This is a genomic window from Nocardioides flavescens (genome assembly GCF_009823805.1).
GTDB lineage: Bacteria > Actinomycetota > Actinomycetes > Propionibacteriales > Nocardioidaceae > Nocardioides > Nocardioides flavescens.
Genome location: NZ_WUEK01000001.1, coordinates 502,182 through 527,964 on the forward strand (window position 1 = coordinate 502,182; position 25,783 = coordinate 527,964).

Below are 25,783 nucleotides of genomic sequence, written 5' to 3' on the forward strand. Positions count from 1 at the left end.
GAACGCGCCCGACGGCGAGGTTGGCGCTCAGGGTCCAGAACTTCTCGAGCGTCCGGCCTGGCTTGGTGAGGCAGGCTCGGTGACGGTTCACCCCGAATCCCCGACACGTCTGGTTGGATTCGGAGAGTGGAGCAGTCCCTCGAGAGCTTGGGCGGCAACGGCTTCCAGGATCTCGCGGTCGCACTTCTCATGGCCGAATTCGGGGCTCGAATCCGTCCACTTGGCGCCGGGCCAGACGGTGGCCGCGACATGGTGTACGACGGGGCGCTTGACTGGACCGGCCGGTCGCGCACTGGCGACGGGCTGAGTCCGTTCGACGCCCAGCCCGAGCCGGCGGTGCCGATTGGCTCGGCCGACATCTGGGAGGGCTACACGGTCTTCCAGGTGAAGCATCATGCACCGCTCGCGGCTCAACCGATCGACAATGCGCGCTGGCTGTGGGCCGAGATGCGCAAGGAGCTGGAGAACTGGACGAAACCGGCTCCGGGTCGAACGCGGACCCCCGATCATCTGATCTTTGTCACCAACGTCGCGCTCTCCCCTGTTCCAACGACCGGCGGCCTTGCCCACATTGAGAAAGGTCTGGCGGGGTATCGCGAGGAGTTAGAGAACAGCAGTCGTGATGTTGGCGACGGCCGCGAGCGACTAGAGAAGCTTTCCCGCCTGAACGGGGTCAAGCACATCAGGGTGCTGGACTCGCGGACGATCGAGACCCTGATCGCTATCCACCCGGGCGTGCGCAGGAACTTCAACGGACTTCTAACCGCCGGGGACGCCTTCGCCGAGATCGCGGTCGCGCTGAACGCCGTCAACGAGCACGACCTCTCCGAGACACTCCTCCGACACGCGCGGATCACTCTCGCAGGTGACCGCGGGATCACATTCAATGAGGCAGGAGCGGCCGGCGGTCCGCTGCTTCCCTTGGACGACGTTGCCATTGACCTGCCGCTCCACACGGCCGAGGACGGCGACCGGACGCTGTTCCACTACGCTTTGGACCGAGGTGATCGTGTCCTTCGACCCAGCACCACACTGCACTCAGGACCGCGCCATCTCGTCGTGGCGGGACCGATGGGCAACGGCAAAACCACCATCTCAAAGTTGCTGGTCCAGGCGTACCGTGCCTCGCTCCTGCAGGGCGCGGGGAACCTAGGAGCGCCGGCGACCGCCGCAGCCAACGGCATCGATGCAAGGCTGCGGAAACTCGGTCGCCAGGGCCTGCCCGAGCATCGACGCTGGCCCATGCGCGTCGACCTCGCCACCTTCGCTGAGGAAGAGGGTCAAACTGAAACCTCGCTCGTTCGACACATCGCCAAGCTCGTCTCGGTGAAGACGGCGAAGCAGATCACGGGGGGCAGCATGGACTCCTGGATGATGCGCTGGCCGTGGTTCCTCGCGCTCGACGGCCTAGATGAGGTCACCGAACCGAGCGTGCGGCAGTCGGTGATTAGGCGGGTTGTCGAACTGGTCGCCGACGCCGACGACCGGAACCTCGATCTATTCGTTGTGCTCACCACCCGGCCCTTGGGGTACACCGAAGAGGTCGAACCGGCGCTGTTTGAACGCGTTGACCTCGCCCCCTTGCCGATCGACCTTGCCCTCAGGTACGGGAAGGACGTTTCAGCCGCCCGACTGGGCGCCGGGCACGAGGACATCCCCCGAATCCATCGCGAGCTTGACCGGGCTGCGGCCCGCGAGACGACGCGCGAGTTGATGGTGACCCCTCTGCAAGTGCTCATCCTGGCCCTAATCATTGAGGGAGCCGGGCCCGTTCCGCCAGACAGGTTCGCGCTTTTTTGGGGGTACTACGGCACGGTCGCGAAACGCGAGCAGCTCAAGCCCGGAACTATTAGGCGGCTAATTGAGGAGCACCTGCCTAACATCACGATTCTTCATGAGCGTCTTGGCTATGAACTACACCGCCGGGCCCAGAACTCCCAGCACGCGACCGCAACCATGACCAGTGAGGAGCTGCGTGATCTCATCGCGGCGGTGCTTGCCGACGATGGCCACAAGCCGGACGGGGCCGACGCCCATCTTGTCGAGGAGATCAAGAAGGCATGCCTGCAACGACTCGTGCTGATCCGAGCCCATAAAGACGGCGCGGTCGGCTTCGATGTCCGCGCGCTCCAAGAACTGATGGCGGGTCGCCACTTAACCACCGGCCGTGACGATGTGGTCGAGGCGACACTTCGCGAGCTCGCCGCGGCCGCCCACTGGAGAGTGCCCTGGATCTTCGCCGCAGGTCGCATATTCGCCGAAACCCAGCCACACCGGCGGGCGCAGGTCGTGAGGATTGTCGAGTTCGTCGACGAAGGAGCCTCGTGGCGGCTCGGTCGCGTCGTGCCCGTCGGTCCGGGACTTGCGCTAGACCTCGCGGTCGACGGCGGAGCGCGTCGCCACCCCGTCGTTCGTCAGCCGCTGCTCGAGTGCGCCCTGAAACTCCTCAAGGAGCCCGCAACCCGGGACGTTCGAGCGACCGCCCGCCTGCTCGCCCGGGCAGCTGGCGCCTCGCCGGAAGCAAGGTCGCAGGTCTCGGCGTCGCTGCGCCGCGCCCTCGGCGGAACGCCAACCGCACGTGACACTGCGACCAAGATTATGTACTTCATCCCTTCGGTCCTAGCCGACATCGACGCCAGCGACGACGTTCGGATGTTGGCATCGGTGAAGCCAGCCGGACCATTCGGGCGCCGTGATGTGCCGGACCCCGAGACTTGGTGGCAACGGGTACGGGCCGAGGCCGAGCGCACTGCCGCGGGCCATCCCGGCGGCGCGACTGTCGCACGAGCGATCGAGGCGCTGCACATGCTGCGAGGGGAGGTCGCGCCCGGCGCTAGGTCGATACGAGAGTGGGAGTCCGGCGCCAGGTCGTTGGGCTTATCGATCGGAGAAGGGTTGGAGGACGTGTTGTTCGACCTTGTCGTGATCGAACCGGTAATTCAGGCGCTTGAGGATGCACAAGCAGCACAGCAGCTGGAAGCAGCGCTCGCGGACATGTCTTTCCATGACCCAGAGGCAACCAAGAGGCTGCGCGACTGGGTCCTACCCCTAGCGACCCGCTTCGACCTCGACGATCAGTAAGACCGCTCGCCTGCGACCTCCTCTATGCCTGGATGCAGCCCGGAGCGATTCCCCAAAGGCGGCCGCCAATTTCCGCGCGTCGACTCATTACACGTCTTCGTGACCAGTCCGCTCCGATGTTTGGCCAGTACTCCCCCAGCGAGACCTGCGGTCGTCCAGCCCAAGCGGGCCCAAAACCCTCAACGCCAGCGAGCCGGAGCGGATGCGTGAACGGTAACGTAGCTGGCGGGGTCACGACCGCTGAGCTGGGCCGTGATTTCGGCGTCAACCGGCGGATGGTGCAGCGGAAACTACGAGGCATGGGTGTACGGATGTATGGCAGCCCGTTGACGGCAGGAGAGATTGCCGAGGCTGCCCCGGGCTGCACGCCAGTGGACTCACGGTCGCCAAGGTCGCTCATCGGTCGACGCGGGCAAAAGGACGACCCGCTCTACAAGGTCCGCCGCACTCTCCTACCTGGCGTCGAGTACCTCACTGAGGGACAGCACCAGCGGCTGCGGACCTACGTCTCAGTCGCCGACCCCGAACGGTGAGGTCGAGGTGACCTGGCAGGTCTATCAGCAGGGCCGCTCGATCTACCACGCCGAAACACCAGCGACCATGCGGTTTATTGATCCTCCGGAACGCGAGGGATGCCCAACGCGTCACTAAGTTCATCGTCAATAGTACGGTAGCTGTGCAGACCAAAATCACCCACAGGTTCGATGGGGCCCGACATCTCAGCCCCATGTTCATCGAAATACTTTCCTCGCCACGCACTTACAAAGCAGTGCTTAGAAAGCACATCGTCCGCAGCTAGTGGCGTATTGGCAAGGGTCTCGAAATAACCGCGGGACCACGGTAGCGAGTTCGTCATAACTGGAGAAATCAACAAATTCTCGGGGCGCAACAAACTCCTATCCGGCAACACCTTCTCACCTGAAGTAACCTGATAGATGTAGATCAAATTAGCCGGTGCGGCATCGTCAGCGAGTGACCACCGCGCCTCAGTCGAGACCACGCGACCAAAGACGAACATGTCCTCGGCAGGTTGGGCCGCGAAAAAATCGCCTGTCTTTGGTTTCTTCCTAGACGGCTTGAGGGCCAGCATGTTCGTCATACTAGTATTCACCTAGAGTCCGTTCTGAACAAGCCACGCCTCGCCCCAACCGACAGCTTCTTGGTAATAGGGGTGCTTTGGCGAGATGCTATTTATTTTATTCTGGAAACCCGGGTTGCGCACAATGAGCGCTTGCTCGATTGCCCGAGCTTGCCCGCGCGTCACAGGGGCGGTCGTAATCTGGTCGAGAACAAATCTTGACCCGTGCTGAGCCTGCCTCCTAGCGAAGTTGTTCGTGATCCCTGCATATACAGGCTTGCCGTTGACGAGCCCAAAGTAAACATGAGTATCGGCGGCTCCGCCCGCCAAGGCCCTGGGGAAAGACGGAAGCGCGCGAGCAATACTACCGCCGGCCCCGCGTCCCGTGGTTGCAAGTAGCCCTCGTCCGGCCGAACCGAGGCCGGCAGTGCCGGCTCCCAGCGCTCCGCCAAGAACGGCCGCCTTAACGTACCCGGACGCCGAATGATCACCGCTGTCACTGATGGCATTCTCGGCCAGGCTTCCGGCAGCGCCGGTCGCCCCAAAACATACAGCCAGACCGAAGCCCGCCGTACCCGCCGTGCAAGCCGCCCCCCCGACCACCGTGATCCCAAGGCCAACGCCAAGACCAATCCAATCCCGTGTCGAGCGCGGAGGCAGGTCGGGAGCAGTTGACTGATATTGGGTGCCGAGGATGTCATAGATCCGCTCGGCAGCTGCGATCTGTGCGGGTGTATCGGTGTTGTAGTTGATTGGCACGCCGTAGGAAGAGCCCATGAGGGTGCTCTCGCCAAGGCCTGTGTCGCCGTATGGGTTTGCGGGTCCGTCCGTTTCCTCGTTGTAGTCGGGGTTATGCCACGGGCGAGGCTCGAGACCGGAGGGGTCCATCAACGAGACAGGGTTGTTGCGCGCGTAGGCGTAGGGGTTCAACGAATCCGGGTCATCGACGTTGAACAAGGCGTCTGGGGACGTTAGAACATTCAGTCTGGCGGGGTAGTTGCGCTGGTCGAGCCGCACGTCGCCGGTCCGATCAACGGGCTTGTTTAGGTATCCGCGTCGATCGTTGCCGCCGTTCGCGATCTGCTCGCCGAACGGCCGGTAGGTGGGCCTTGTGTCTGTCGTGGCGCCCCGTACGAAGCGAACGGAGTTCTGTGCGTCGCCGAGGCTGAAGGTCCAAGTTGGGGCCGACGGCGTAGTCGACGTCCCCTGCCCGAAGACTGTTGCGAGAGGCTTGCCGCCCGGTGAGGTAAAGACACGTCGGGCCTGAGCAGCGCCTCCGTTCGCGATGGACACCTCGGTTCCGCCTGCGTAATAGGTGAGGTTAGTTGTAAACCCCCGTACCAGCTTGTATCGCTCCCGCAGACCGACACGCATGCCAGCCGTGTCGTAGGCGTAGTCAGAATCAAGAACCGTGATGTCCGAATCACTGTTCAGGTCAGGTCCGGTAACCGACTTTAGTGTTCCGGTTGGGTTGTAAGAATAGGTTGCGACACCAGCGTCCGTGCTTATCTGATCGGCTCGTCCCACAGGATCGTAGTGCAGGGCGGTGTTACGCGGTGTGGCCTCGAGCTCAACGTCCGTCGTGATCTGTGTGGCGTGGTGAGGCCCGGCGCCTTGATATGCGTAATTAGAAACTGCCGCGTCTCCGGCAGTGTCAGGGACATAAGTGTTGACACTCGACAGTCGGTCTTTGCTGTAACCGTAGAAGCGTGTCTCCGACGCGCCAACAAGTTGGGTCGTGTCGGGCGCAACAAGACACTCCCCCGCGCGCCCAGTCATGGCATACGAGATTCGGTTCAGGCCGTCGTATCCATAGCACCAGGCTGAATTCACATAATTGGGCGGGGCGTTCTTGTAAAGGTTGGAGGCCAAGACGGACCCGACGTTGCCGATGGTGTCGTAGGAGTAGTCGAGTGTGCCGAAAGCTGACCCACCGACACGGGTCAGGCGACCCGTGGCGTTGTCCCAGGCATATTCGCGGTTCAGGTGCCGACTGGCGTCGGCGCCTTCTGAAAGTGCGCGGAGCGGGCGCCCGGCTTTGTCGTAAGTTGCGGTCAAGAGGTTAGTTGATGGCTGACCCGTCTGTGTTGCGGTCATGGTGGCGACTGCGGCGTCTGGCCCAAACGAGGTTGAGACAGTCATGGCTGCAAGGTTCGCAACCGCCCCGTAGGTGGTCGAGGTGACCATGTCGGCATCGTTATAGGTCTGGCTGTTGGAGAAGGTGACGCGCCCGCTATCTGTCGGGTAGTAGTCGTAGGTCTGTTGTAGTGGGTTGCCGTTGAGGTCGTAGCCATCGACGGATTCCGTGAAGGTCCCCAGGTGGGTGTAGCTCGTCGACACTGCGGGACGCCCGTCGCCGTTGGTCGCTGCGTCGTAGGTCCACTTGGCGATCGGGGAGCAGTCTGTCTGCGTGGCGGGCGGGTCTACGCAGTCGCCAGGCTCTGGGCCGGTGCCGTTCAGCAGCTTGAACTGCTTAGTCGGGCGGTCTTGGTCGTCGTAGATGGTCTTCAGGATGCCGTCGACGGGGTTGCGGGTGGTGACTTGATTGCTGTTGGCATCGAAGGTCGCTGACGTGGTGCCGGTGTCGGGGTCAGAGGTTGCGACGCGTCGGCCGGCGAGGTCGTATTCGTAATGCCACAGGCGTGTTCCTGAGATGTCGGCACTGATGTCGGTCAGATTGTTGTTGCCGTCATAGGTGTAGCTGGCGGCTGTAGCAGGCGCTTGGGCGGTTGGGGGTTGGTCGACGGTTGCGGCGGTGAGATGTTGTTCAACGCGGGAGGTGCGGCCCCATCCGTCAACCGTGGTGACTGTGGTGCCGGTGACATCGTTGCCGCCGGCTCGCGCGGTGGTGATCGTGCGGTCGCCCTGTTGGGTGGCTCGATCGGTGTAACGGATGCTGTTAGCGCCGTTACGGTGCTCGACCTCCGTTACGCGGCCAGCAGCGTCAGTCAGGGTCTGGTTCCAGCGCACCGCGTTGGCGGGGTTAGCGTTGATGAGGCCGCTGCCGGGCTGGTCGGCGTTCGCGATGACCGGCACGCTGAGGTATGGCGTGCCGAGCTCGTCGTAACCCGTCGCTGATGCGACACGGCCGCTACCGTCGGCCTGAAGGCTCTGAGCTTCGATGGTGCGGCCCCATCCGTCCATGTACGCATAGCTGACGTCAGTGGTGGCGCCCGCGCCTGCGCCCGCCCGCTGCGATGTGGTCTTGATCTGAGCAGGCTGGTAACCGTTGACGGTGTTGCTGCCATAGACGGCGTAGTCGTAGGAAATTGACGTCTTGCCAGTCCCCTGGAGCTTGGGAGAGGTGACCGTCAGGACGCGTCCGTAGCCGTCGTAGGTTGTGGTGGTCTTAGCGTCATCGTTTGCAGACGCGGCTGGGTTGCCAAAGTCGGTGACCTCTTCTGGGAGGCCCCGGCGGGGTTCGAGCTTTGAAACGACCTGGCTTCGGTTGGTGGTGACAGTGACCTGACACGGTAGGTCGTCGAAGCCGCACCCGGTCGTGTTGGACGAGGACAGGTAGGACGTAGTGGTGTCGAAGTTCTTACCGTCGGTGGTGCCGATAATGCGCCCGTAGTTGTCGTAGCGGGTGCTTGTGACAATGGCCGGCAGGTTCGGCTGTGCAGCGCTCGAGGCGGCGGTCTCGACGCGGGTTAGTTGACCGCGGGTGATGCTGGTATCGGGCTGCGCGGCGGCGGAGCTGTAGCCGTCGTACTTATTCGTGATGTCTGAGACAGGCTGTGTGCAGGTGTCTCCGGTCTGCTGGTCAAGGACCCGGACGCGGGTGGGAACGCGGATCCACTTGTCGTTGGTGGTGTTACCTGCCCAGGTCGTGAGGGTGCAGATGTTTCGGTCGCCGCCGGGCTTGGCCGTGGTGCTCGCACCCTTGTCGGTCAATTCGGTGACAACGCCGAGGAGGAGTCCCCGGTGACTGGTGCCACCTTCGTGGAAGGTCCGCTCGATGGTGTGCCGTCGGTCGTTGCTGGTGCCGTTCTGCGCGTTGCCGCGGGTTACTCGGGTGTGCATGCGGGTCATGCGCTCGCCCGTGAAGTTTGCGGCCAGGCCGTGGCTGCTGAGCGCGCTGCGGTAGATCTCGAATCCGTGATAGGTCCGGGTGATCCACTTCGCCTTGCAAGGGCTCTGCTGGCCCGAGGTGCAGAACGCCTCTTCCGGCGGCTCAAGCACGGTCTCCTCGGCGATTTTCCCGCGTAGAGAGTTGCGGTCCCGGAGATTGCGGTCCCCTGCGGGCCCCTGCTCAACGGTTGAGACGTAGCCACGACGGTATCCAGTGGTGGCGTCGTTGCTGGTGTATCCGGTGACGTACTTTTGGCCGCTGTTATTGACTCGTGATCCGTAGAAGCCTCTGAAGACAACGACGCGGCGCAACGACTTGGCCGTATTAGTGGGGGTGCTGGGGTTGGTGCGGTTGACCTTCATGGTGCGGATGAGCGTGGTCTGGTAGCCGCGCCAGTCGGACCAGGAGCGGTACTTGAGCGGGGTGTTCTTGGATTCGCCGTCAAAGCGCCATCCCGGCTCGCCGCGATAGGTGTATCGGTACTGCCGCATCTTGCCGAGGCTCGGCTCGTTGGTGGCGCCGTCGAGGCGTAGCGCGCGGTCGCCGAGCTGCAGGCGGGTGACCAGGTACTTGTGGTACCAAGCCAGCCTTCCGCCGTTTTCACCGGGCCGTCGCGGTGTGAAGCAGTCGCCGGTGCTGTTGAAGGCGCTGAAGTTGTCGACCATCGCCTTGGTGCAGCGGTTTTGTTGGCCGTAGGTGACTTCGGTGGTGCCGCCGAGTTCGTTGGTGACCTTGTCCAAGCGGTACTTCTTGAGCAGCTTGTCGCTGTTGCCCTCGGCGACGACGCGGTTTGCGAGTGGTTTGTAGTCGAAGAGCACTCCTGGGAGGGCATAGCTCGTGGGCTTGGTGGTGCTGTTGTCGCGGGGAACGTGCTGGACGGCTTGCAGCAGCAGGTCGGCCTCGTCGGGCTTTTGGTCACCTGCGCCAGGTGTGCCGTCTGGGTCGGGCATCGAGTACTTGAAGACGTAGATGTCGGTGGGCGGGGTGTTCTGGGTGCCGCCCGGCGTCTGCAGGTTCGGACCGCGGTAGGTCTTGAGGTTGGCGTAGAGCTTGGTGGAGAAGAACGCTGGCGAGGTGTTGTCGCAGTTCGCGGCGGTCTTGTTCATGCAGAGCAGGTCCGTGGGGACATCGGGCCATTGCCGTTGGCTGCCGCCAGCGTCCGCCTGACCACAGTCCGGCCGATCGGTGTTGAAGCCATCCTGGTTCTTCGTCCAGTTGATTGCCGCGACGCATCGGTCCACCGTCTCGACCTGCACCACGACCTGCGGGCTCATAGATTCGTTCTCCGGAGCAGGGGTGGGCCGCGGGAAGCCGTACTGAATGGTGGCGAGCTGGCCAGCAGCGGTGTAACTGACGAGGCTGCCGTTGGTCTTGTACTTGTTCTGCTGCGAGGCGTATGTGTACTTCACCCTGTTGCCGTCGGCGTCGACGACCCGGTCGAGGTTCCACTGCCAACCCTGGATGCAGGCGGTCGCGGTGATGCTCTGGCCGTTGCACGGCTCGCCAGAGTTGTTGCCCCTAACCGGGACCGTCCACACCGAGGTGGTGCCGTAGCCGAAGAAGTAGCGAGTTCCGTCGGGACTCGTGAGCTTGAAGAACTCGTCGTTGCCGTCGGCGTTGTCGGGCAGTGGGGCGCCCTGGTCAGCCACAAAACCGTTCGAGCCGCCCGACCCGACCTCGACCTTCCATCCCGCGTCGTCCTGCAGGCGGTAGGCGCCCGAAGTCCCATCCTTGATGATGCGGGTCGAACGGCCCTCCAAGACAAGGTTGAGATCATTGACGACGGTCCCGCCCTGGGTGCGCCAGCACAGGTTGCCCGACAAGTCACGGTTGGTGGGGCTGCTGTCGTCGTAACAGGAGGCGTAGGTGCGGCTGATGTGGCCGGGTTCCATGCTCCACCCCAGCCCCAGCTGGGACGCCTGCGCCGGGGAGTCGCCTACGAGGCCATCGACGACCGCGGACGAGTAGCCCATAGACATCTGCGGCGCCTCGCCGGCCTGTCCCGTGGGCATTGTGAAGGGATAGGACCAGCGGAAGTCACCCGAGCCATCTCCGACCTGCCAGCCCGCAGATGTCTCGAGCGCGGACGGAGCGCTTGAGGCTGACCCGCCGCCGCTCGTTCCGCCTCCGTTCGACCCGTTCGACGCAGCAGCCATCGCATAGCCCCCGGCGCCGGCGCGGACCTGATACACCAGCCCGCGACACAGGGCACCGTCAGAACCGTTGGTCGACAACTCCCACGCTGCCCGCGACTGAGCGGGCTGGGGTGCATTCGGGTCTTTGGTGTCGAGGTAGGTGTCGTCGGCACCGTCGCCGTCGTCGTAACCTGAGCTCTCGTCCCTCTCGTTGGCGCTGTACTTGCCTAGCGCCTCCTCATCTTGACTATCGTCATCTCCGTCCCACTCAGTCGCATCCGGGGTAGGAGCGCTGCTAGCTCCGTAGTACCGCGCTGGGGAGAAGCAGTTTTGCATCGCCGCCTGCGTCTGACCTGTCGGCACCGCCTCGCCACTGTTCAATGGCGGAGTTGCGGTGAACGCGAGTGACTTGGTCGTTGGGTCGTTGACCGACGGCACGGGAACGCTTACGCGACATGCGGCAACCTGTGGGGTCGTCTCGCGGCAGGCTGGGAACGCCTCCACGATCAACCGGTCAGACCAATTCCCGCCGTACGCCTTCTCGAAGCTCGCGTACGAAACCTGAACGTCGATATCGTTGTGGGAGCCCCCGGGCGTATTTGCCGAGTCAGCAGTCCTCGTCAAACCGATCTGAAAGGCCGACGACGATGGCGTCGTCGACGTCGCAGGTCCGACCAGACGCGCGGCGAACGAGTCCCCGTCGGCGTCGGCGCCGGCGGCTGGGCGTGTGTCCTCTTCGCACGAGCCACCCGTGCATTCGTCCTCGCCAAGGAGAACCGGGGTAGCACGCATCGCGATCGGGCCCGACGTTCCGGACGCTGTCGTGGCAGTCCGCCACGATGTCTTGCCCACGCTAGACGCCGTATATCCGGACCCGCCGGGAAGGCTCTGCGAAGAGGCCGAAAGCGAGTCCACGCGTCCTGATCCCGAACCCGCGAACTCGCTGGGCAACGCCCGGGCCGCCGTTTCGGGGAAGGTATCTTGGGGCGCGTCCGGCTCGTAAGGGATTAGCGGGCACTCTGCGACAGTCACCGAGTAACCGCGACTGGCGTCCACCGGACTGCCGAGCGATCCGACTCCATTCAGCGTGCCCTTCGGCAGCCCCGTGAACTCGGTGCTGACGCTCGCACCAGCCGCGACGCTGGCCCAGGACTGCGACTGGCCATTCAGGGTCAGCTGAAGCGGCGCGGCATAGTTGTTGGGGTTGTTCGCCGACACGGCGACGCGGCCGGTGTTGTTGTAACCCGGGTCACTGCACCGCGTCTGCGACGCTGAGATGTCGGGCGGGTTGTGCGACGAGGCTGGAGGCGGCGCCGTGTAGGTGACGATCAGCTCCGGCGGCACGTCGGCCAAGCGAGGCTTGAATGCGATCAGGTGGGCGACGTTATGTTGGGGCACGACCACTAGCCCGGTGTGTGTCGATGGGGTGTCGATCCATCCCTGCACGATGGAGCTCAGGCCCGGGAACGTTACCAAGCCGCTGCTGGCATTGATGTTAATGGACGAAAGTGTGCCGACCGGCGCACCAGGATTTCCGCTAGCCCATCCATTGCTGCCGTTGTAAGTATTCCAGGTCGCTGCGTTTGTGAAGGCGTTTGCAGTCCGACCAAGTCCGTACGACTGGGCGCTGCCATTTGTCGAGTTGTTTGCGCCAACGGACATCCGAACATACGCGTCGTTGATTGTCGAGCCTGCGGGGATCGCGTTGGTGTTAAAGTCGAGCAGACCGCGGAACCGGTTACCCGAAGCGTCCTTGCCGACACGGATGAACTCATTTCCGTTGGCACAGAACGACGTCGTCGGTGCTTGACTCTTCAGAACGCAGTCGATGCTCTGGGGTAGATCGGGCCGTCCGATAGTCGGGTCTACGACGACGGGATAGATGCGCTCAGACGCCGTGAGCCATTCCATGCTTGGCCGGACCTCGAGGATCCATCCCGTTCCAACGCGGCTCAGCTCGTAGCCCACCGACTGCGAGAGGGCGGGCGCCGGCGTGGCGGAGTCGTACATGAACCCTGCCGGGATCACGGCCTTAACCACACTGCTCGAGTCTGTGAACTCGATCGCGCCTGAATTGCTCAGGTTCGGGGTGAGTCCGGCACTTGCAGAGATGTCGTACGTGAAGACTGGGGCGTTGACCGGTGGGACATCTAGAGTAATTGACTCTTTGACGCTGTCTCCCTGTGCCTCGAGTTCCACCGACGAGGCGCCCTCGACGTCATCGAAGGTCGCAGTTGCATCACTGACGTCCGGAGTGCCATCGAGCCCCCGCATCTTCAGGGTGACCCATACACCGTCCGTGGAGAACTTGATAGGATGACGACCCGCATCCTCTGGGATCTGCACGCGATAGGCGGCTTCAGCGTTTTCGACTGCATACGTCGAACCCGCCGCGTCGACCAGGCTGTTATCGACCGGGGCCCAGTCGCCAGCGGCCGTTTCGTAGTTGATGGCCTCTAGCGCGTTCTCAACTCGTATCGAACCATCTGGCAGCAAGAAGCTGTTGGACGTCTCCGTCGACAAAGACGGCACGAGCACCGGCTCTACATTAGGCGGTGCAGGTGGGCCGAGTTCCGAGTCCTGCTCCCCCGGCGACGCAACCGCCGTAACGCCGAAAAGCTGGGCCACAAGCGCGAGCAGCACGGGTACCACAGCGCGTTGAATGAAATTTCGGACAGGCACGGCGGGTCCTCCGACCACTCGCTGCCGGCAAACGCTGGCTGTGCGCACGCTAAGAGGAACCTGAGAACGCTTACAAGACGATCCACTGGCAATCCGCCAATTGGACTAGACGCACGATCCGTCAATGGCCCATTGTGACTATCGAACCGCGGTCTTGGATTGGGCAGAGCCAAACTTTTCGTTACTTGGCCGAAACGATGCGATGGGTCACGGGGCGGCAGGCGCCGTGGTCTCAGTTCCCGAGAAAACGCGCCGATCGCATGCGGCTGTACATAGGGATATGCGTCCCGCCGTTCGGCTCGATCGGGCGCAGTCGGGTCAGCAAAGGGCGACTGGCCTGAGCTGTTGCTGCCCAGCGGCCGAACTAATCCTCCGCGACCAGTGCACGCTCACGACCAAGCGACGCAACGACGGCCTCCCCCGTTGGTATGCTACCGTTGCTTGATCCGGCCTGCCGGTGCCGCCCGAAGAATGTCGGTCACAGTCAGCCCGGTGAGGTGGGCGGCCTCGATGGTTGAGACGTCCTGCGGCGGCGGGGGGACGCTAGACCCTTGCTGAACCACTCGCTCGGGTGCACCAGCTCGGCGCCCGTACGCCAGGTCAGCTCGACCCGGTCGGGATAGATGTACCGCCTTCCCGCGCCGCGGTGGATGACCAGGCGCTTAAGTTGAACAGCGAATACAGTCCGTCGCTGCTCATCGCTACTGCAACACCATCTGCGCTGTTCCATCAGCTTCCTGCCCTGTCTGGGCAGCGGCGTGCATTCGCCGTCGAGCCAGCGGGCAATCGAGGCCATTGAGTCGCCAGCGAGGGCACGGGACGCCGTGCCCCGCACCCAGTCGATGCGGGCTCGATCTTGGTCCAGCACGACCCCGGGTCCATGGGGGTTCGCCGCGGAAGCCGGTCAATCTCCAGATAACTACCGCGTCGCACCACTCTCGCGCCGCGACGAGCCTACGCGCTGGCTGGGGAAGCGCTTGGTGGCGGACACTCTGTCGTCGACGAACTCGCCGACAACGGTCCACCGACGCGCCTCGGCGAGCCGCCGACCGGACTCGAGCTGCCGCGCGACCGAGACCGACAGCTCGGAGGACACCCAGACCCTGGCGCAAAGAACAGCAGTAGGGGACGTGGGCGCGGCAGGAAGCGCGCGGAGACGAAACTAGCAATGACCCCAAAGCGATATGCAGAGCGCGTCGACTTAAATGTCAAAGCGGCCCACAGCAGCGGGCTGCGCCCAGCGTCGTCGTTATGGACCGCTGGGCGCAACTCGCCTGGGGCGTTAGTTCGCGGAGTCGAAGGCGTCGCGGACGGCTTGCGGGATGCGGCCGCGCTCGGGGACGTCGAGACCATTGCTCTTTGCCCAGTCACGGAGATCCTTGGCGGAGGGGCCGTCGGTTGCTGCTGCCTGGGTGCGGGATGAGCTGCGCGTTGAGGACTTGCGGCCTTGCTTCTGGGACACGGCGATGTAGTCCTGGAAGAGGCCACGGAACTTGTCGGCGTTCTTGGTGGTGAGGTCGATGGAGTACTGCTGACCGTCGAGGGAGTAGGTGACAGTCTCTCCCTTACCGTCGGCAATGTCCTCGCCGGTGATGTCGTCTACGAGCTGGGTGATTACGCGTTGGGCCACGGAAGAGTTTATACCACTTCTAGGCCCGAAGGAGTTCGCGCTTACCCAGTTCTCGGACGTGCCACCAGCTAGGGTCGCCACGCTTTGAGCCAGTCGCGAACGTCAAAGCAGATCGAAATCTACGTCGCTAGCTCGGGCCAGCGCAGGCCAGAATGCTTCGAGGAACCGCCCTCAAGGCACCACCGGGGCGCACAACCTGCGCTAGAGCACGACGGTTGATGGACAACTTACGACAATATTGGCGGCCGCGCCAAGGTCACGGACCAGGGTCCACCCGTCCAGCTGGTCCAGCTTATGCAAGCGGTCACTGTCCGCGAACGGACTCGCTGCTAAGCGGTCCTCGAATAGGACGTAGGACTTTGCCGTGTTCGAGCGGGCACTCATCCACACCAAGCCTTGGGCCCAGTCCACCTGCGCGTGAACGGCCTTTGCCCACGCTACGGTGCGCCAATAGTGGCGACTGGTGGTGGCGGTGATCCGCTCCGGGCGTAGGCCAAGCGCTTGCAAGCCGGGATCGTGGAACTCGACCAAAACGAGATCGAGAGCCGCCGCGGTCGTCAGCATTGAGAGGTCTCGGCCGATGAGCCGCGAGCCGCGGAACCGCTTCTTACTCGGCGTAACTGGTACATCGTGAAACACAGACTCAAAGATCGCGCATGCTGGCGTTTCGCCAGCATACAAGACACCGACAGTCGCACCCCGGTCGTTGTCGAAGAAGTGAAAGCGCCCACCGGCCCCGTACCGGTCGTTGAACCCGAGGGCTGGCACAAGCCGGCTGTGCGTCCGATAGAGGACCGACTCCGCCGGCAGCAACTGGCACTGTGCGAGATCTGCCAAGTTGGCTGGCGGCGGCGGCACGAGGAACGACATCGGCGCAAGACTACTGGATCAGCTCCGCCTGCACTGCCCGACGGAACTCGTTTCCATCTACGTCAACTGGCCGACGTGCATCAAGCTCGCCGTTTTCGCTCAGCAACCAGCCGACAAACTCCCAACTTGACATCACCGGCCGCAGCGCAGACCACCCCTCAGCCACTGCAGGCCGAATACCCGAGGCGTCGAGCGCGAACCGTGGCACAAGCGGCATGCCAGCAAAGGCAAGCGAAAGGAGACGCCCGTCGCCCAGGATCTGCTTAACCCACTCTTGGTCCCGGCCCGTCAACCGGGCGATATCAGACGGCAACAACAACTCGAACTCAGCAGTTACTTCGTTCAAGATGTCTCGCTTTTCGGCGAGCGTGTACCCGTCGACAAACAAGGGTCCCACCTGATCCCGACGACCGGCACTGCGTGCCAGTTGCTGGATGTGCAAGGCGTTCTCGGCGACTGAGCGTGACGCATCAAGAATGAGGTCGGCGTGCGATAGCAATTGGCGATTGACGTCAGCGTCGAGGTTCATGTTAACTTCACTCAAGTCACGAATTTTCGCCATTCCATCGTGTACACTTTTCTTGAGCAGTACCAAGAGATTATTGCGGTCGGAGAATCGCTGACGCAGGCGCTCTTGAATCTCATAGTGGTGAACGCTGTTGATGATCAACAGCTGGGCGTCGTCGCGGACCTGCCGCAGCACCGTGTCGATGAGGCCGTCGGGGTCGGACTCGACCCACGATTGCCCCGTTACCCGCAAGATATCCGCTGGGGCATCGCCACCGGCTCGATTGTGTACGGCTTCGGCGAAACTAACCGTCTGCGCGCCGGGGAAGTCATCGTCGAGGAGATCTGCTAGCGCCCGCTTGCCGGCGTCCACCTCGCCAGCGATCGTGACCACCAGACGTTCGCTGTGCGACCGGCCTCGTCGCCGCCGCGTGACATCGGGCAGAGGCGTGACAGCTGCATTCACACGCTCACGATAGCCGCTGGCCGCTAGACTGACATGGAGCGCCTACTTGCCTCAAGCTTGCATCAGCCCAGCCGCTCTCCCCATTCAGGTTCGCTGGAGTGACACATGGTGATCGACACCGACGCAGCCAGTCAGACGCTTCGAAGCGCGTCAGTTCGCGTCGAGAGTCACGAACTGCTCATCAGCCGGCTCGATGTATCGGATCAGGCGGCGGATATCACCCTGCCAGCGAACTGTGGCGGTCTTGGCCGGGTGCACCGGTTTGCCCAAGATCAAGGCGGCGGTTGGCCCTCGAACCCGCTACCCAGCATGCCCGCAAGCGTCCATCTCAACGTGCCGCTCGCCGACTCGGTCTTTGCCCAAGTTTTCCAGAATGCGGCATGCAATTGGCGATGCTGGTACTGCTTCGTGCCGTTCAATCTGTTACGGGCCGACGAGAACCGATCGACATGGGTCAGCGCCGAGTCCCTCGTCGACCAGTATCTCGCTGTGCCTGACCGTCCGGCAATCCTCGATCTCTCCGGTGGCCAACCAGACCTTGCACCGGAATGGCCGCTGTGGACCCTTCGACACCTCAAACGCCGCGGGGCCGACAGCACTACCTTTCTGTGGTCGGACGACAACCTATCCAACGACTACCTGTTCCGCTTTCTCAGCGACGACGACATCGACTTCCTTGCCGGGCACCCCGGGTACGGCCGCGTTGGGTGTCTCAAGGGGTTTGACGGCGAGTCATTCGCATTCAACACCGGCGCTCATCCTGAGCTATTTCAACGCCAACTGGACCTGCTCACCCGTATCGCCGAACGGTTTCCCTCGCTCTGGCTGTACATCACGCTGACCGCTCCTGAGGTACCGCTGCAGCCAGCAACGGTAATTGGACGCTTGCAGGACGAGCTTGAGCGTCGCTCCCCCGGGATTGTTGCACGAACAGTGCCGCTCCGCGTGTTTCCGTTCTCGCCCACGCGGCCGCGCATGCGCACCGACCATCAGGCCGCACTGGAGGTTCAGGAACAGCTCGTGACGCTTTGGACTGAGGAGGCTGGACAGCGGGCCTAGTCCGCGATGAGATCGAGCAGCAGCTGAGCATCTGCCCGCTTCTGCGCCGCAGCCGTCACGGCGGCTGGTTCGCCGCGCGCCAGCGCTTGCAGCCAGCCGCGAACTTGCAGCGGGTCCAGCACGGTCGCAACGCGGTTGCGTGATGTCCAGACGCTGACCAGTGCTCGCCGGCTATCACGCTCGCTGACACTCGTAAGCACATGCCCGGGGCAACTTACAATCGGCACAACCGAAGCAGGTGCGTCTGCGGCACTGTGACGTTGACTGAGGAAGACCACCTGGGGACCGATAACGAACCGTTCCCACCCCACGAGTCCACGGTGAAAAGACGCCGAATCCGGCGCCACGGCTGCTGCTGGCCGTTGCACGTCTCGGATAATGAGCAAATCGGCGACGCGCCAATCACCTGGGTCCGGCAATTGCAGCGCTTTTAGTGCCTCGAGCTCAAAACGAGGCGTGCGGTACGTCACGGCCGCTGTCCGCAGCTCAACGCGCCCTAGTCGCTGGCACGCGGCTAATAGGTTGTCGCGTTCACGACCTGCGCTCGGGCGAGTGAGTTCGGGAAACAAGGTGGTGATGATTGTGCCGCCGCTGTCGACCTGCTGCGAGGCCAATGAGAGCCAGCGCTGCACATCAGCCAGATACCACGGCGGGTCGACGATGACAACGTCCGAGGGCAGGGCTCGCCCGATGACTGCCGCGACCTCACCTATCAGAACCTGCGCTGCGCCCACGAGGTTGGGGAACCGCAGTGTCACCGCGTCGTTCGCATCGATGAGGGCGAGTGAGCCCGGCGTGCCCACCAAAGCGCTGGCCACACTGGGGGTCCCGACGGTCAACCAGCGCGACCCCGCCCCTCGGGCGTGCTCGGCGACAACCTCAGCACCGTGGCCGGTGAAGTACCACTCGTACAACAGGGGATGGAGTTCGGGCAGCACCGGAGGAGAGTGCTCCCGAACCCGACCCACTGGCGGACGCCGTCCCATCAGGTCCAGACACCGGGCAACTACCTCCGGGGGCGCGCCGGGGACGCGGTGCAACAGTTCCGTCCAAGTGCGGCCCTGTGCGTCGGTTAGTGCCGTAACGACACGAGTCTCGTAACTTCTATCGGAGCTCATCACGCTGCCTTCACCGATGGGCCTTGCCTCGGTAGCCACCGTAGCGGCCGCGGCGTGCTAGCAGCAGCAGATCACGCCATGTCTGCTGCGTGGCGCTCAGCCCATACAGCACGCATGAAGTCTCGCGCTGAAGTCGCCCGCACTGGTTCGAGAGCATCCAAGTAGCCATTGGCTGATACGAGCCAGCCAGCGAACTCCCATCGAGTCATAAGATGACGCAGCGCCCACTGTGCGTAGCGGGTATGCGACGTTCCGATTGCCGTCGTGGTCTCGTCGAGGGTCGCGCTGTAGCGGACGTCGTCGAGCTCGAGCTCAAGAGCGCTGGATTGCTTCGGCGTGCATGGCGTGATTACGTCCAACGCGGTTAGCGGACTCTCATGAATAGTGAAATATTCAGACAGCACGCCAAGTAGCTCGTGCTTTTCCTCGCGAGTTAGACCGTCTTCGTATTGTGGTGCTAGCGCTTCAATATTCTTAAGCATGGTCCTGCGGGTGTTTATAGTCAATTGTGTAATTGACAACACATGCGCAGTAAGTGTATCAATTCGTCGTTGGGAAGGAGCTTCCGGATCCGTCTTGTTACATAGGGCTGACGCTCGCCGTCGAAGCGTCCAACTGTGAAGCGTGTCGTCGATGCCGGCGATCGGAACGGCGCTACCGTCGGAATCATCGTCTGGCCCGCGGCGGACTGGCCCCACCTTCCGCCGCAGGACAAGAAGGGACATAATGATGACCATGAGCGCCCTAACACGCATCCAGGCATTGATCGAGGAGCGCCAATCACCAGAGGCAGGTGCGCTGAAGCTCGAGGAGCTACAAGCCTGGTCTGACCACGTCTTGGTACGCGTGCATGTGGCGGTGATGGTCGAGCCCTATCTGGCGAAGATTCAGCGTGGTGATAAGTATATTGAATCCCGCTTGACGAAAGTGAACATTGTCCCGTTCGACCGAGCACGTTCAGGTGACGTCATTCTCTTTAAACGATCAGGCGGTGCGGTCGTTGCGATTGCTGAAGTGGCTACGGTTGCGTTTCAGCAGTTGAGCCGTCCAGGAGCGCTCAATCAGTTGGTAGCACAACATCAAGAAGGCCTGAGCTACGAGTCTGGATACGCCGCAACTAAGTGCGAGGCGCGCTACGCCTCGCTGCTCTGGTTGCGCGATGTTAAACCAATCGCGCCGTTGCTCATCCAGAAGCGCGGACGTCAGGCGTGGCTAACCTTCGAACCCACCGCACGTACGCGCGCCGATGCAGCGCTATTTTAGTCAGCAACCGTCACGGTGGTCGGTGCTCCTCAGCGGAACGATGGGCAGCGGCAAGTCGAGCGTGGCGCATGTCCTGCAAGACGACTATCTCTTCTCGACCTGCTCCTTCGGCGACCTAGTAAGAGCAGAAGCAACGGCGCGACAGCTCGACAGTGCCAGTCGGACGGTTCTACAGGACCTCGGACAGGAACTTCTGGCTGTGCACGGTCCCGCGGGTTGGGTCGCCCGGCTTGTGACGGGTAGAGCCGAACCCCTGGTCGTCGACGGTGTTCGCCATGTCAGCGTGCAGGAAGCCCTCAAGCAGCGGCTGCCCGGTGCTGTGTCCGTGTTCCTGCGGGTGTCGCCCGCGGTGGCTGCGCAACGGCTCCGTTTGCGTAGTGGCGAGGTCACGCAACAGCGGGCGCATGAGGTTGAGCGGGGTCTTTATGCCCTCGAGCGAACGGCAGATGTGGTGATAAACACCGATCATTCCTCTGTGTCGCTCGTCGCCGCTCGCATCGCTAATGCGGCCAAACGGGACATCACAGGACCTGTGACGACCCTCGGCTGATCGCGGCAGACCTCGATGGTCCTGCCGCACGTATCGGAGTTGGCCAGCCGGTCGCGGGATCGGGTCCGCGACAGCGGCGGGCAATCGAAGCGGCGCAGAACTTTCTGCACCATCGAGACCGCCGTCCACAGGCGGTCGGCGATCCGTGCGGGTCCCCAGCGGCGAGCGACCCGCAGCCCGAGCACCCGCCGTTCGACCCGCGACGGTGTGCGCCGTGGAGAGGTCCTAGGACGCGAGGACCGGTCGACCATCCCCGCCCGGCCCTCGGCACGGTAGCGGTCGACCCACCGCTTCGCGGTTGTCACCGAGCAATTCCGCCGTTTGGCGGCACGGCGGCACGGCGCCCAGCCCTTGTCCACCACGAGCTGGGCCAGGCGCAGACGACCCGCAGGTGTCAACTGAGCGTTAGCGTGGGACACGAAGACCTCCGGTTTGCGAGATGCGAATGCTTGGTCGCTTCGCACCTCACCCGGAGGTCTTCGTCATCGCACAACAGCCACGCCGTACCTAGCGGCCGTGGTCAGTACACCTAGAGGCCAGGGGACGGCTGGTCAGCTTCGCGCGGTACTGCCACGAAACCCAGGTCGAGCACATCGGAATCATCTAGCGCCAGCGCTCCAAGAACACCTTCGAAGAAGTGGACAACCGCAGCTCGCTCTTGGTCATCCGACCCGTTTGCCAGGAATTGCATACCGTAGGCGTGCTGATAGCGTCCGATCGCTGGCTGACGTCCCCGCAATTTCTGTCGCACTAGGTCGTCGAAGCATGTATCGGGAGGAGTGTTGCTACATGAGACGTCAATGGAGAAGCGGGCGCTCCGTCGAATGGTTGCTAACCAGACAGTCCGGGGAAACGAGATCGTAAGGTCGGGTGCCCATGAACCGGCGAGGTCCTCGAAGGGGCTGCCCTCGCTCTGTACCAGCCGAAGTCGGCGCGACTCTTTACTCACCGAGAATGCTCGCCCGATTCTCGCCGTCGTCAACGTTCCATGCATCAGAGTCTCCTCGGCGAGTCGCGCTTGCGGTGAGCGTAGCTTGCCGACTCGGGACAAGTAGACTTTGAACGACGGCATGTCTCATCGTCATTGGGCAAGTTCCAAAGCCGATGAGTACAGTCCATTCATTCGTTTCAGTCTGCGCGCCTTAGCAGGCGAAGTCAACCTTTGTCAATTTTGCCGACGGTGTGGCAACCTGCACTTTGCCTGCTGAACATGATCGACTCCGTCGCAGCATCCGGGTAGAGATCCCGGTCCGACCTGAAGGTGACTCCGCGAAGTGGCAAAGAACAGCAATCAGCGAAACCTCGAGGAGACTCGTCAGCTCACCGAGGAGATCGAGCAGCAACTTGCGGAGCCCGCGAACGCTACGAAAGTAGCGCAGATCAGCGTTTCGCTGGACTTCGAGCTCCAGGCGTACCTCCGACAGTCCGTCGCGCGCCCGCCCCGCAAGCTGATTCTCGAGGCCCTGCGACAGCCGGCTCCGGTAGCACCGGGACTCTTGAGGCGGATTCGAGAGTCAGTGGCTCGTCGGCGGTAACCCTTCCCGGTTACCTGCGCGGCGCCGCCACAGGTACCTCAAGGCCGTGGGCCCGACACTACGAGTCGCGCGAACCTCGTCCCGAGCGGCGTCGAGGAAGCCAGACCGCGCCATCTCGTACTCGTCGTAAGTCTTTTGCTTCGATGCGTACAGCGAGGCGGTGCTGCGCCAAGCCTGCGCGAGTTCCGTCGTGCGGTCGCTGAAGGTGAGCAGGAGTCCTGCCTCGACCTCAACGCGTTTGTCCTGCAGGCGTGCAGCTCTGGTCGTGACTAGTTGAAGTTCCTTCTGCAGGACCTTGACGACAGAAGTGGCCGGGTCGCCTACTGTCTGCTGTGCTTGGACCTTGAGCGCATTCATTCGAGCAACCACCGCCTCGAAGTCGTCGGCGGTAACCAAGTACTGAATGAGTACCTCGTACTTCCGGTCAGCTAGTTTGCTTCGCGCTTCCCAAAGCTTGATCACGACTTGCACGAGCAGCGCAAGCGCACCGGCAATGAGGGCTGCGTAGATGGGGGCGGCAGGTAGCGAAGCAGGTGCGCCGACCGCGGCGGCTGAGACGATCATGAGGCAATGCTGCCTAGCCAATCGACCAGCGCCAACACTCTTGCCACGTTGGTTCCGAGAACCCCTCGGCCAGGGCTTGTCGGTCCGGGCTCTGCCGAACCGCTCCCACGCAGCTTGTCGACTGACACCCAACACGTCGGCGACCATGCGATAAGAGGCGCCACCGCCATGTGTCTGGACGACAGCCTCACGTAGCCGCGCCTCCGCTAGCTCCATGTCCACCGCCGCCGCGACAACCTAGTCCAGGAGGAGTGGCCGATCGGGTCGCGAGGTGAACCCCAGTGCTGTTCGCACTTATCTCTGGGTAGCGAACAGCGAGCTGCCGACGGCCCTACTTCAAGGTTGGAACGGCCCCGCGAACGATCGAGGGCCGCCCACCCGGGCTGTCACAGGGGGCCGCCCTTTGCTCCGTCCCGGCAGCAGGTTGGTCGAACACACCTTCGACGCGGACCACCGTCTTGCTCAACACAATGATAGTGTTGTGTCGTGTTCCCAGACTTGACCGACGGCATGCTGCCGCCAGGTGTGTACGACGGGTCTTGGTCCGATGTGGTTGAGACCTTCGGCTACAACGCCACCCGTCAGGTTCAGCTCGCGGGTCTTCGCCAGCTTTCGCTCGGACTCGCCCGAGCGGGCTGTCGAGCTATTTGGCTCGATGGCAGCTTCGTCACCGATAAGGGCCGACCAGGTGACTATGACGCCTGCTGGGACCCGACCGGCGTCGACGGCGGACTGGTCGATCCGCTGCTCTTGAACTACCCGCGGACGCGAGCTGCCGCGAAGGCGAAATACTTGGGTGACATCTTCATCAACGGCGTCGAGGGAGGCTCGGGTATGGCGTTTGTCGATTTTTTCCAGGTTTGTCGAGACGGCACCGCCAAAGGCATCATCCGCTTCAACCCCGGGGAGGTGTCGTGATCCGCAATGAACGGCAACGGCGGGTGACACGTACGCAGCGAATGCGACTCAGACAGGCACTGGACGAGATTGATGCGTCGTCGGCGCCCGACTGGCAGAAGCAAGCCAGTGCTGCATCCCTGAACACCCAGATCATGGACCTTGACCTCGAGCTGGCCGATTACGCTGCCCTGCAGGCCTCGACCGCCTCAGTCACAGCGGTAGCAAACCTCGCGGACCTGCCACGTTCGCTCGTGCGAGCACGCATCGCCCTTGGCCTCACGCAGCGCGAGCTCGCGGAGCGACTTGGACTCCGTGAGCAGCAGGTGCAGCGCTACGAGGCCAGCGACTACGCGGGGGCCAGTGTGGGGCGATTGCAGGAGGTAATGACCGCACTGGACGTGACCTTCGACGGTGAAGTCGGGTTGCCCGCTGCGGCAAACAATGGCGCTGCTCTCCGACGAGGGCTACGAGGTATTGGACTCAGCAGCGAGACATTGAGTCGACGCTTCTTTGGACAGGGAAGCGATGACGCCCCAACGCATGGATGGATGATTGCTGCTGCCCGCGCCGCTCGCATCTTCGATCTGGACATCGCCCGCGCCATCACCGGTGACATCCCGCCGCGGACGAGTCTGGCCGCGTTCCGCGCGACGCGAACAGCGAATCGAGAGGCGCTGAACGGCTACGCCGTCTTCGCCGAGTACTTGGCGCGGTTGTTGCTGCGTGTCTGCACGCAGGAGTACCGGCCGCTGCCGAGTGCGGCCGAACTCCGGACACGGCTAGGGGATGACCTCGTCGAACGCCCACTGGAGTCGCTCACGCGGGTGGCCTGGGAACACGGCGTGCCGGTCTTGCCGCTTCGTGACCGCGGGGCGTTCCACGGCGCTTGCTGGCGCATCGAGGGCCGCCCCGTGATTGGACTCAAGAACACCTTCCGCAGTCCCGACCGCTGGGCGTTCCTGCTGGCTCACGAGTTGCACCACGCGGACAATCCGTCGGAGGGGGCAGTGCTCGAGGCTGACCTGCCAGTTGCCGAATGGCGCGAGCAGCCGGCCGAGCGCGCCGCGGACGACTTCGCCGCCGAGCTGCTCCTTGGACCGACCGCGGAGGCAATGGTGCGGGTTGCGGTGCAACGCGCAGGTGGCCAGGCGGCGCGATTGGTTGACGAGGTGCCTGCGGTCGCGGCGGCGGGCAATGTCTCGCTCGGCCTGTTCGCGGATCACGTCGCCGCTCGCACCGGCCAATCTGGCGTCAATTGGTGGCCGACGGCGACTCAATTGCACTCCGGCACCGAAGACGCCTGGCTCATTGTTCGCAATTGTTTGTTTGACTACGTCGATTTAACCAGATTGGACTCCCTAGACCGGGACATTCTTATTGACGGGATTGGCTTATGAACCAGCACGACCTCGCCCCGGACGTCCTCGCGGCGATCCGCCAAGAAATAGCAGACATGCAGCAGACCATCGCGGGGGAGCCCGCCGGGCGCGGGCTAGTCCCGCTGCGGATTAAGTGCACGATGACGTCGTGTCGACACGGACGGCATTGTCTCGACCATCTGCGGCCGGCGTACCGCGGCGAGCAGCGGCCGTCGCCGGGAGCGTGCCGTGACTGCGGCGTGGTGGTTGCGAGTGCCGCCGGGTCGCTTGGGCAGTCGCCCGATGATGCGGGCCTCATAGCAACCTGTCGGTTGCAGCAGTCCGAGCTCATTCGCGCTCACTACTGGCAGGTCCCCATCGATCAGTGGGCGTTCAACCAGGCGCTGCGCGCAGGCTCGAGGGAGCTCCGCGACCGCGTTGCCGCTCAGGTCAGCCGCGCCATGGACCCGACCAACATCTACAGCGGCCGGGGCGCGGCATACGCGGGCAACATGGTGGCCTACGCCCAGCACGCAACTGCCACCTGCTGTCGCAACTGTGCCGCGTACTGGCACGGCACGCCGCGCGACAAGGTCACGCCGCTTTCCGAGGCGCAACTTGCCCATGTCATCAAGGCCGCCCAGGCGTTCATCGCAATCCGGCTGCCCGATCTGCCGCTGGAGCCGGCAGACGCGGTGCCGAGCATCCGCCGCTCGCTCCTCTTCGCAGGAGGAGACAAGGAGCGCTATGACGACCACGCCTTTTCGGCGCTTGCAGACGGCATCGATCCCGCGGGCCTGCTCGTGCCGTTGAGCAGCAGCATCCAGGTCTCGGCTGTCCGCCGAGGATTGATAGTGGAGCGCCACCTCGATCCGGCGGTCTAGCGCCACGTCCAATGTCGAGGTGGTCGAGGAA

15 protein-coding genes and 1 pseudogene are annotated in these 25,783 nt (G+C 63.2%); 7 read left to right on the forward strand and 9 right to left on the reverse strand.

Going from position 1 to position 25,783, the window contains the following annotated elements; all coding sequences use genetic code 11:
• Window positions 1-126: 126 nt before the first annotated feature.
• Window positions 127-3,081 carry an NACHT domain-containing protein gene (locus GRQ65_RS02465; RefSeq protein ID WP_160874761.1) on the forward strand — a complete coding sequence of 985 codons (2,955 nt, stop codon included), beginning with the start codon at window positions 127-129 and terminating at the stop codon, window positions 3,079-3,081.
• A gap of 607 nt (window positions 3,082-3,688) precedes the next feature.
• Here the strand turns inward: GRQ65_RS02465 and GRQ65_RS02475 are convergent.
• From GRQ65_RS02475 to GRQ65_RS02495, 5 genes are all read right to left on the reverse strand, one after another.
• Entirely contained in the window at window positions 3,689-4,171 is a 483-nt protein-coding gene (locus GRQ65_RS02475) for an Imm26 family immunity protein (protein WP_202387044.1), read from the reverse strand.
• Between the two features lie 21 nt (window positions 4,172-4,192).
• The gene (locus GRQ65_RS02480) at window positions 4,193-12,904 is read right to left on the reverse strand and encodes a DNRLRE domain-containing protein (protein WP_160874765.1); all 8,712 of its coding nucleotides are present in this window, start codon (window positions 12,902-12,904) and stop codon (window positions 4,193-4,195) included.
• Window positions 12,905-14,330: 1,426 nt separating this feature from the next.
• Window positions 14,331-14,678 carry an Lsr2 dimerization domain-containing protein gene (locus GRQ65_RS02485; protein WP_160874767.1) on the reverse strand — a complete coding sequence of 116 codons (348 nt, stop codon included), beginning with the start codon at window positions 14,676-14,678 and terminating at the stop codon, window positions 14,331-14,333.
• A gap of 201 nt (window positions 14,679-14,879) precedes the next feature.
• Window positions 14,880-15,548 (reverse strand): RES family NAD+ phosphorylase, encoded by a 669-nt coding sequence (locus GRQ65_RS02490; protein WP_160874769.1) that lies wholly within the window; start codon window positions 15,546-15,548, stop codon window positions 14,880-14,882.
• A gap of 10 nt (window positions 15,549-15,558) precedes the next feature.
• Window positions 15,559-16,521, reverse strand: coding sequence for a hypothetical protein (locus GRQ65_RS02495; RefSeq protein ID WP_160874771.1), 963 nt, complete (start codon window positions 16,519-16,521; stop codon window positions 15,559-15,561).
• Between the two features lie 105 nt (window positions 16,522-16,626).
• Here GRQ65_RS02495 and GRQ65_RS02500 point away from each other — a divergent pair, with 105 nt between their 5' ends.
• Window positions 16,627-17,580, forward strand: a complete 954-nt coding sequence (locus GRQ65_RS02500) for a hypothetical protein (protein WP_160874773.1) — start codon at window positions 16,627-16,629, stop codon at window positions 17,578-17,580.
• Here the strand turns inward: GRQ65_RS02500 and GRQ65_RS02505 are convergent.
• Together GRQ65_RS02505 and GRQ65_RS02510 are read right to left on the reverse strand one after the other, a co-directional pair.
• A complete protein-coding gene (locus GRQ65_RS02505; protein ID WP_160874775.1) occupies window positions 17,577-18,518 on the reverse strand; it encodes a hypothetical protein in 942 nt (313 codons plus the stop codon). The genes GRQ65_RS02500 and GRQ65_RS02505 overlap by 4 nt on opposite strands.
• A 251-nt stretch (window positions 18,519-18,769) precedes the next feature.
• Window positions 18,770-19,180: a hypothetical protein gene (locus GRQ65_RS02510; RefSeq protein ID WP_160874777.1), complete on the reverse strand. Its 411-nt coding sequence runs from the start codon at window positions 19,178-19,180 to the stop codon at window positions 18,770-18,772.
• A 244-nt stretch (window positions 19,181-19,424) separates the two neighbouring features.
• Here GRQ65_RS02510 and GRQ65_RS02515 point away from each other — a divergent pair, with 244 nt between their 5' ends.
• Entirely contained in the window at window positions 19,425-19,961 is a 537-nt protein-coding gene (locus GRQ65_RS02515; protein ID WP_160874779.1) for an ASCH domain-containing protein, read from the forward strand.
• A 22-nt stretch (window positions 19,962-19,983) separates the two neighbouring features.
• Window positions 19,984-20,511: an AAA family ATPase gene (locus GRQ65_RS02520; RefSeq protein ID WP_160874781.1), complete on the forward strand. Its 528-nt coding sequence runs from the start codon at window positions 19,984-19,986 to the stop codon at window positions 20,509-20,511.
• A gap of 47 nt (window positions 20,512-20,558) precedes the next feature.
• On the opposite strand, the pseudogene GRQ65_RS22425 reads toward GRQ65_RS02520, so the two are convergent.
• Window positions 20,559-20,930, reverse strand: a pseudogene (locus GRQ65_RS22425) (leucine zipper domain-containing protein); the annotation flags it as partial.
• A 1,095-nt stretch (window positions 20,931-22,025) separates the two neighbouring features.
• Entirely contained in the window at window positions 22,026-22,610 is a 585-nt protein-coding gene (locus GRQ65_RS02530; protein ID WP_160874785.1) for a hypothetical protein, read from the reverse strand.
• Between the two features lie 486 nt (window positions 22,611-23,096).
• Between GRQ65_RS02530 and GRQ65_RS02535 the strand changes: the two genes are divergently transcribed.
• From GRQ65_RS02535 to GRQ65_RS02545, 3 genes are read left to right on the forward strand one after another with little or no spacing between them, the layout of a single operon-like run.
• Complete coding sequence (locus tag GRQ65_RS02535) at window positions 23,097-23,528, forward strand: DUF6932 family protein (RefSeq protein WP_160874787.1); 432 nt, start codon at window positions 23,097-23,099, stop codon at window positions 23,526-23,528.
• Window positions 23,525-24,907 (forward strand): helix-turn-helix domain-containing protein, encoded by a 1,383-nt coding sequence (locus GRQ65_RS02540; protein WP_160874789.1) that lies wholly within the window; start codon window positions 23,525-23,527, stop codon window positions 24,905-24,907. Before GRQ65_RS02535 ends, GRQ65_RS02540 begins: the two co-directional genes overlap by 4 nt.
• The gene (locus GRQ65_RS02545; protein ID WP_160874791.1) at window positions 24,904-25,752 is read left to right on the forward strand and encodes a DUF4186 family protein; all 849 of its coding nucleotides are present in this window, start codon (window positions 24,904-24,906) and stop codon (window positions 25,750-25,752) included. The genes GRQ65_RS02540 and GRQ65_RS02545 overlap by 4 nt, the downstream gene beginning before the upstream one ends.
• The last annotated feature ends 31 nt before the right edge of the window (window positions 25,753-25,783 follow it).

Coding starts and splice junctions, on each gene's coding strand:
- GRQ65_RS02475 (WP_202387044.1), bottom strand. CDS start 4,171: ATGCTGGCCCTCAAGCCGTCTAGGAAGAAACCAAAGACAGGCGATTTT.
- GRQ65_RS02490 (WP_160874769.1), bottom strand. CDS start 15,548: ATGTCGTTCCTCGTGCCGCCGCCGCCAGCCAACTTGGCAGATCTCGCA.
- GRQ65_RS02510 (WP_160874777.1), bottom strand. CDS start 19,180: ATGCTTAAGAATATTGAAGCGCTAGCACCACAATACGAAGACGGTCTA.
- GRQ65_RS02515 (WP_160874779.1), top strand. CDS start 19,425: ATGATGACCATGAGCGCCCTAACACGCATCCAGGCATTGATCGAGGAG.
- GRQ65_RS02530 (WP_160874785.1), bottom strand. CDS start 22,610: ATGATCGTCTCAGCCGCCGCGGTCGGCGCACCTGCTTCGCTACCTGCC.
- GRQ65_RS02500 (WP_160874773.1), top strand. CDS start 16,627: ATGGTGATCGACACCGACGCAGCCAGTCAGACGCTTCGAAGCGCGTCA.
- GRQ65_RS02545 (WP_160874791.1), top strand. CDS start 24,904: ATGAACCAGCACGACCTCGCCCCGGACGTCCTCGCGGCGATCCGCCAA.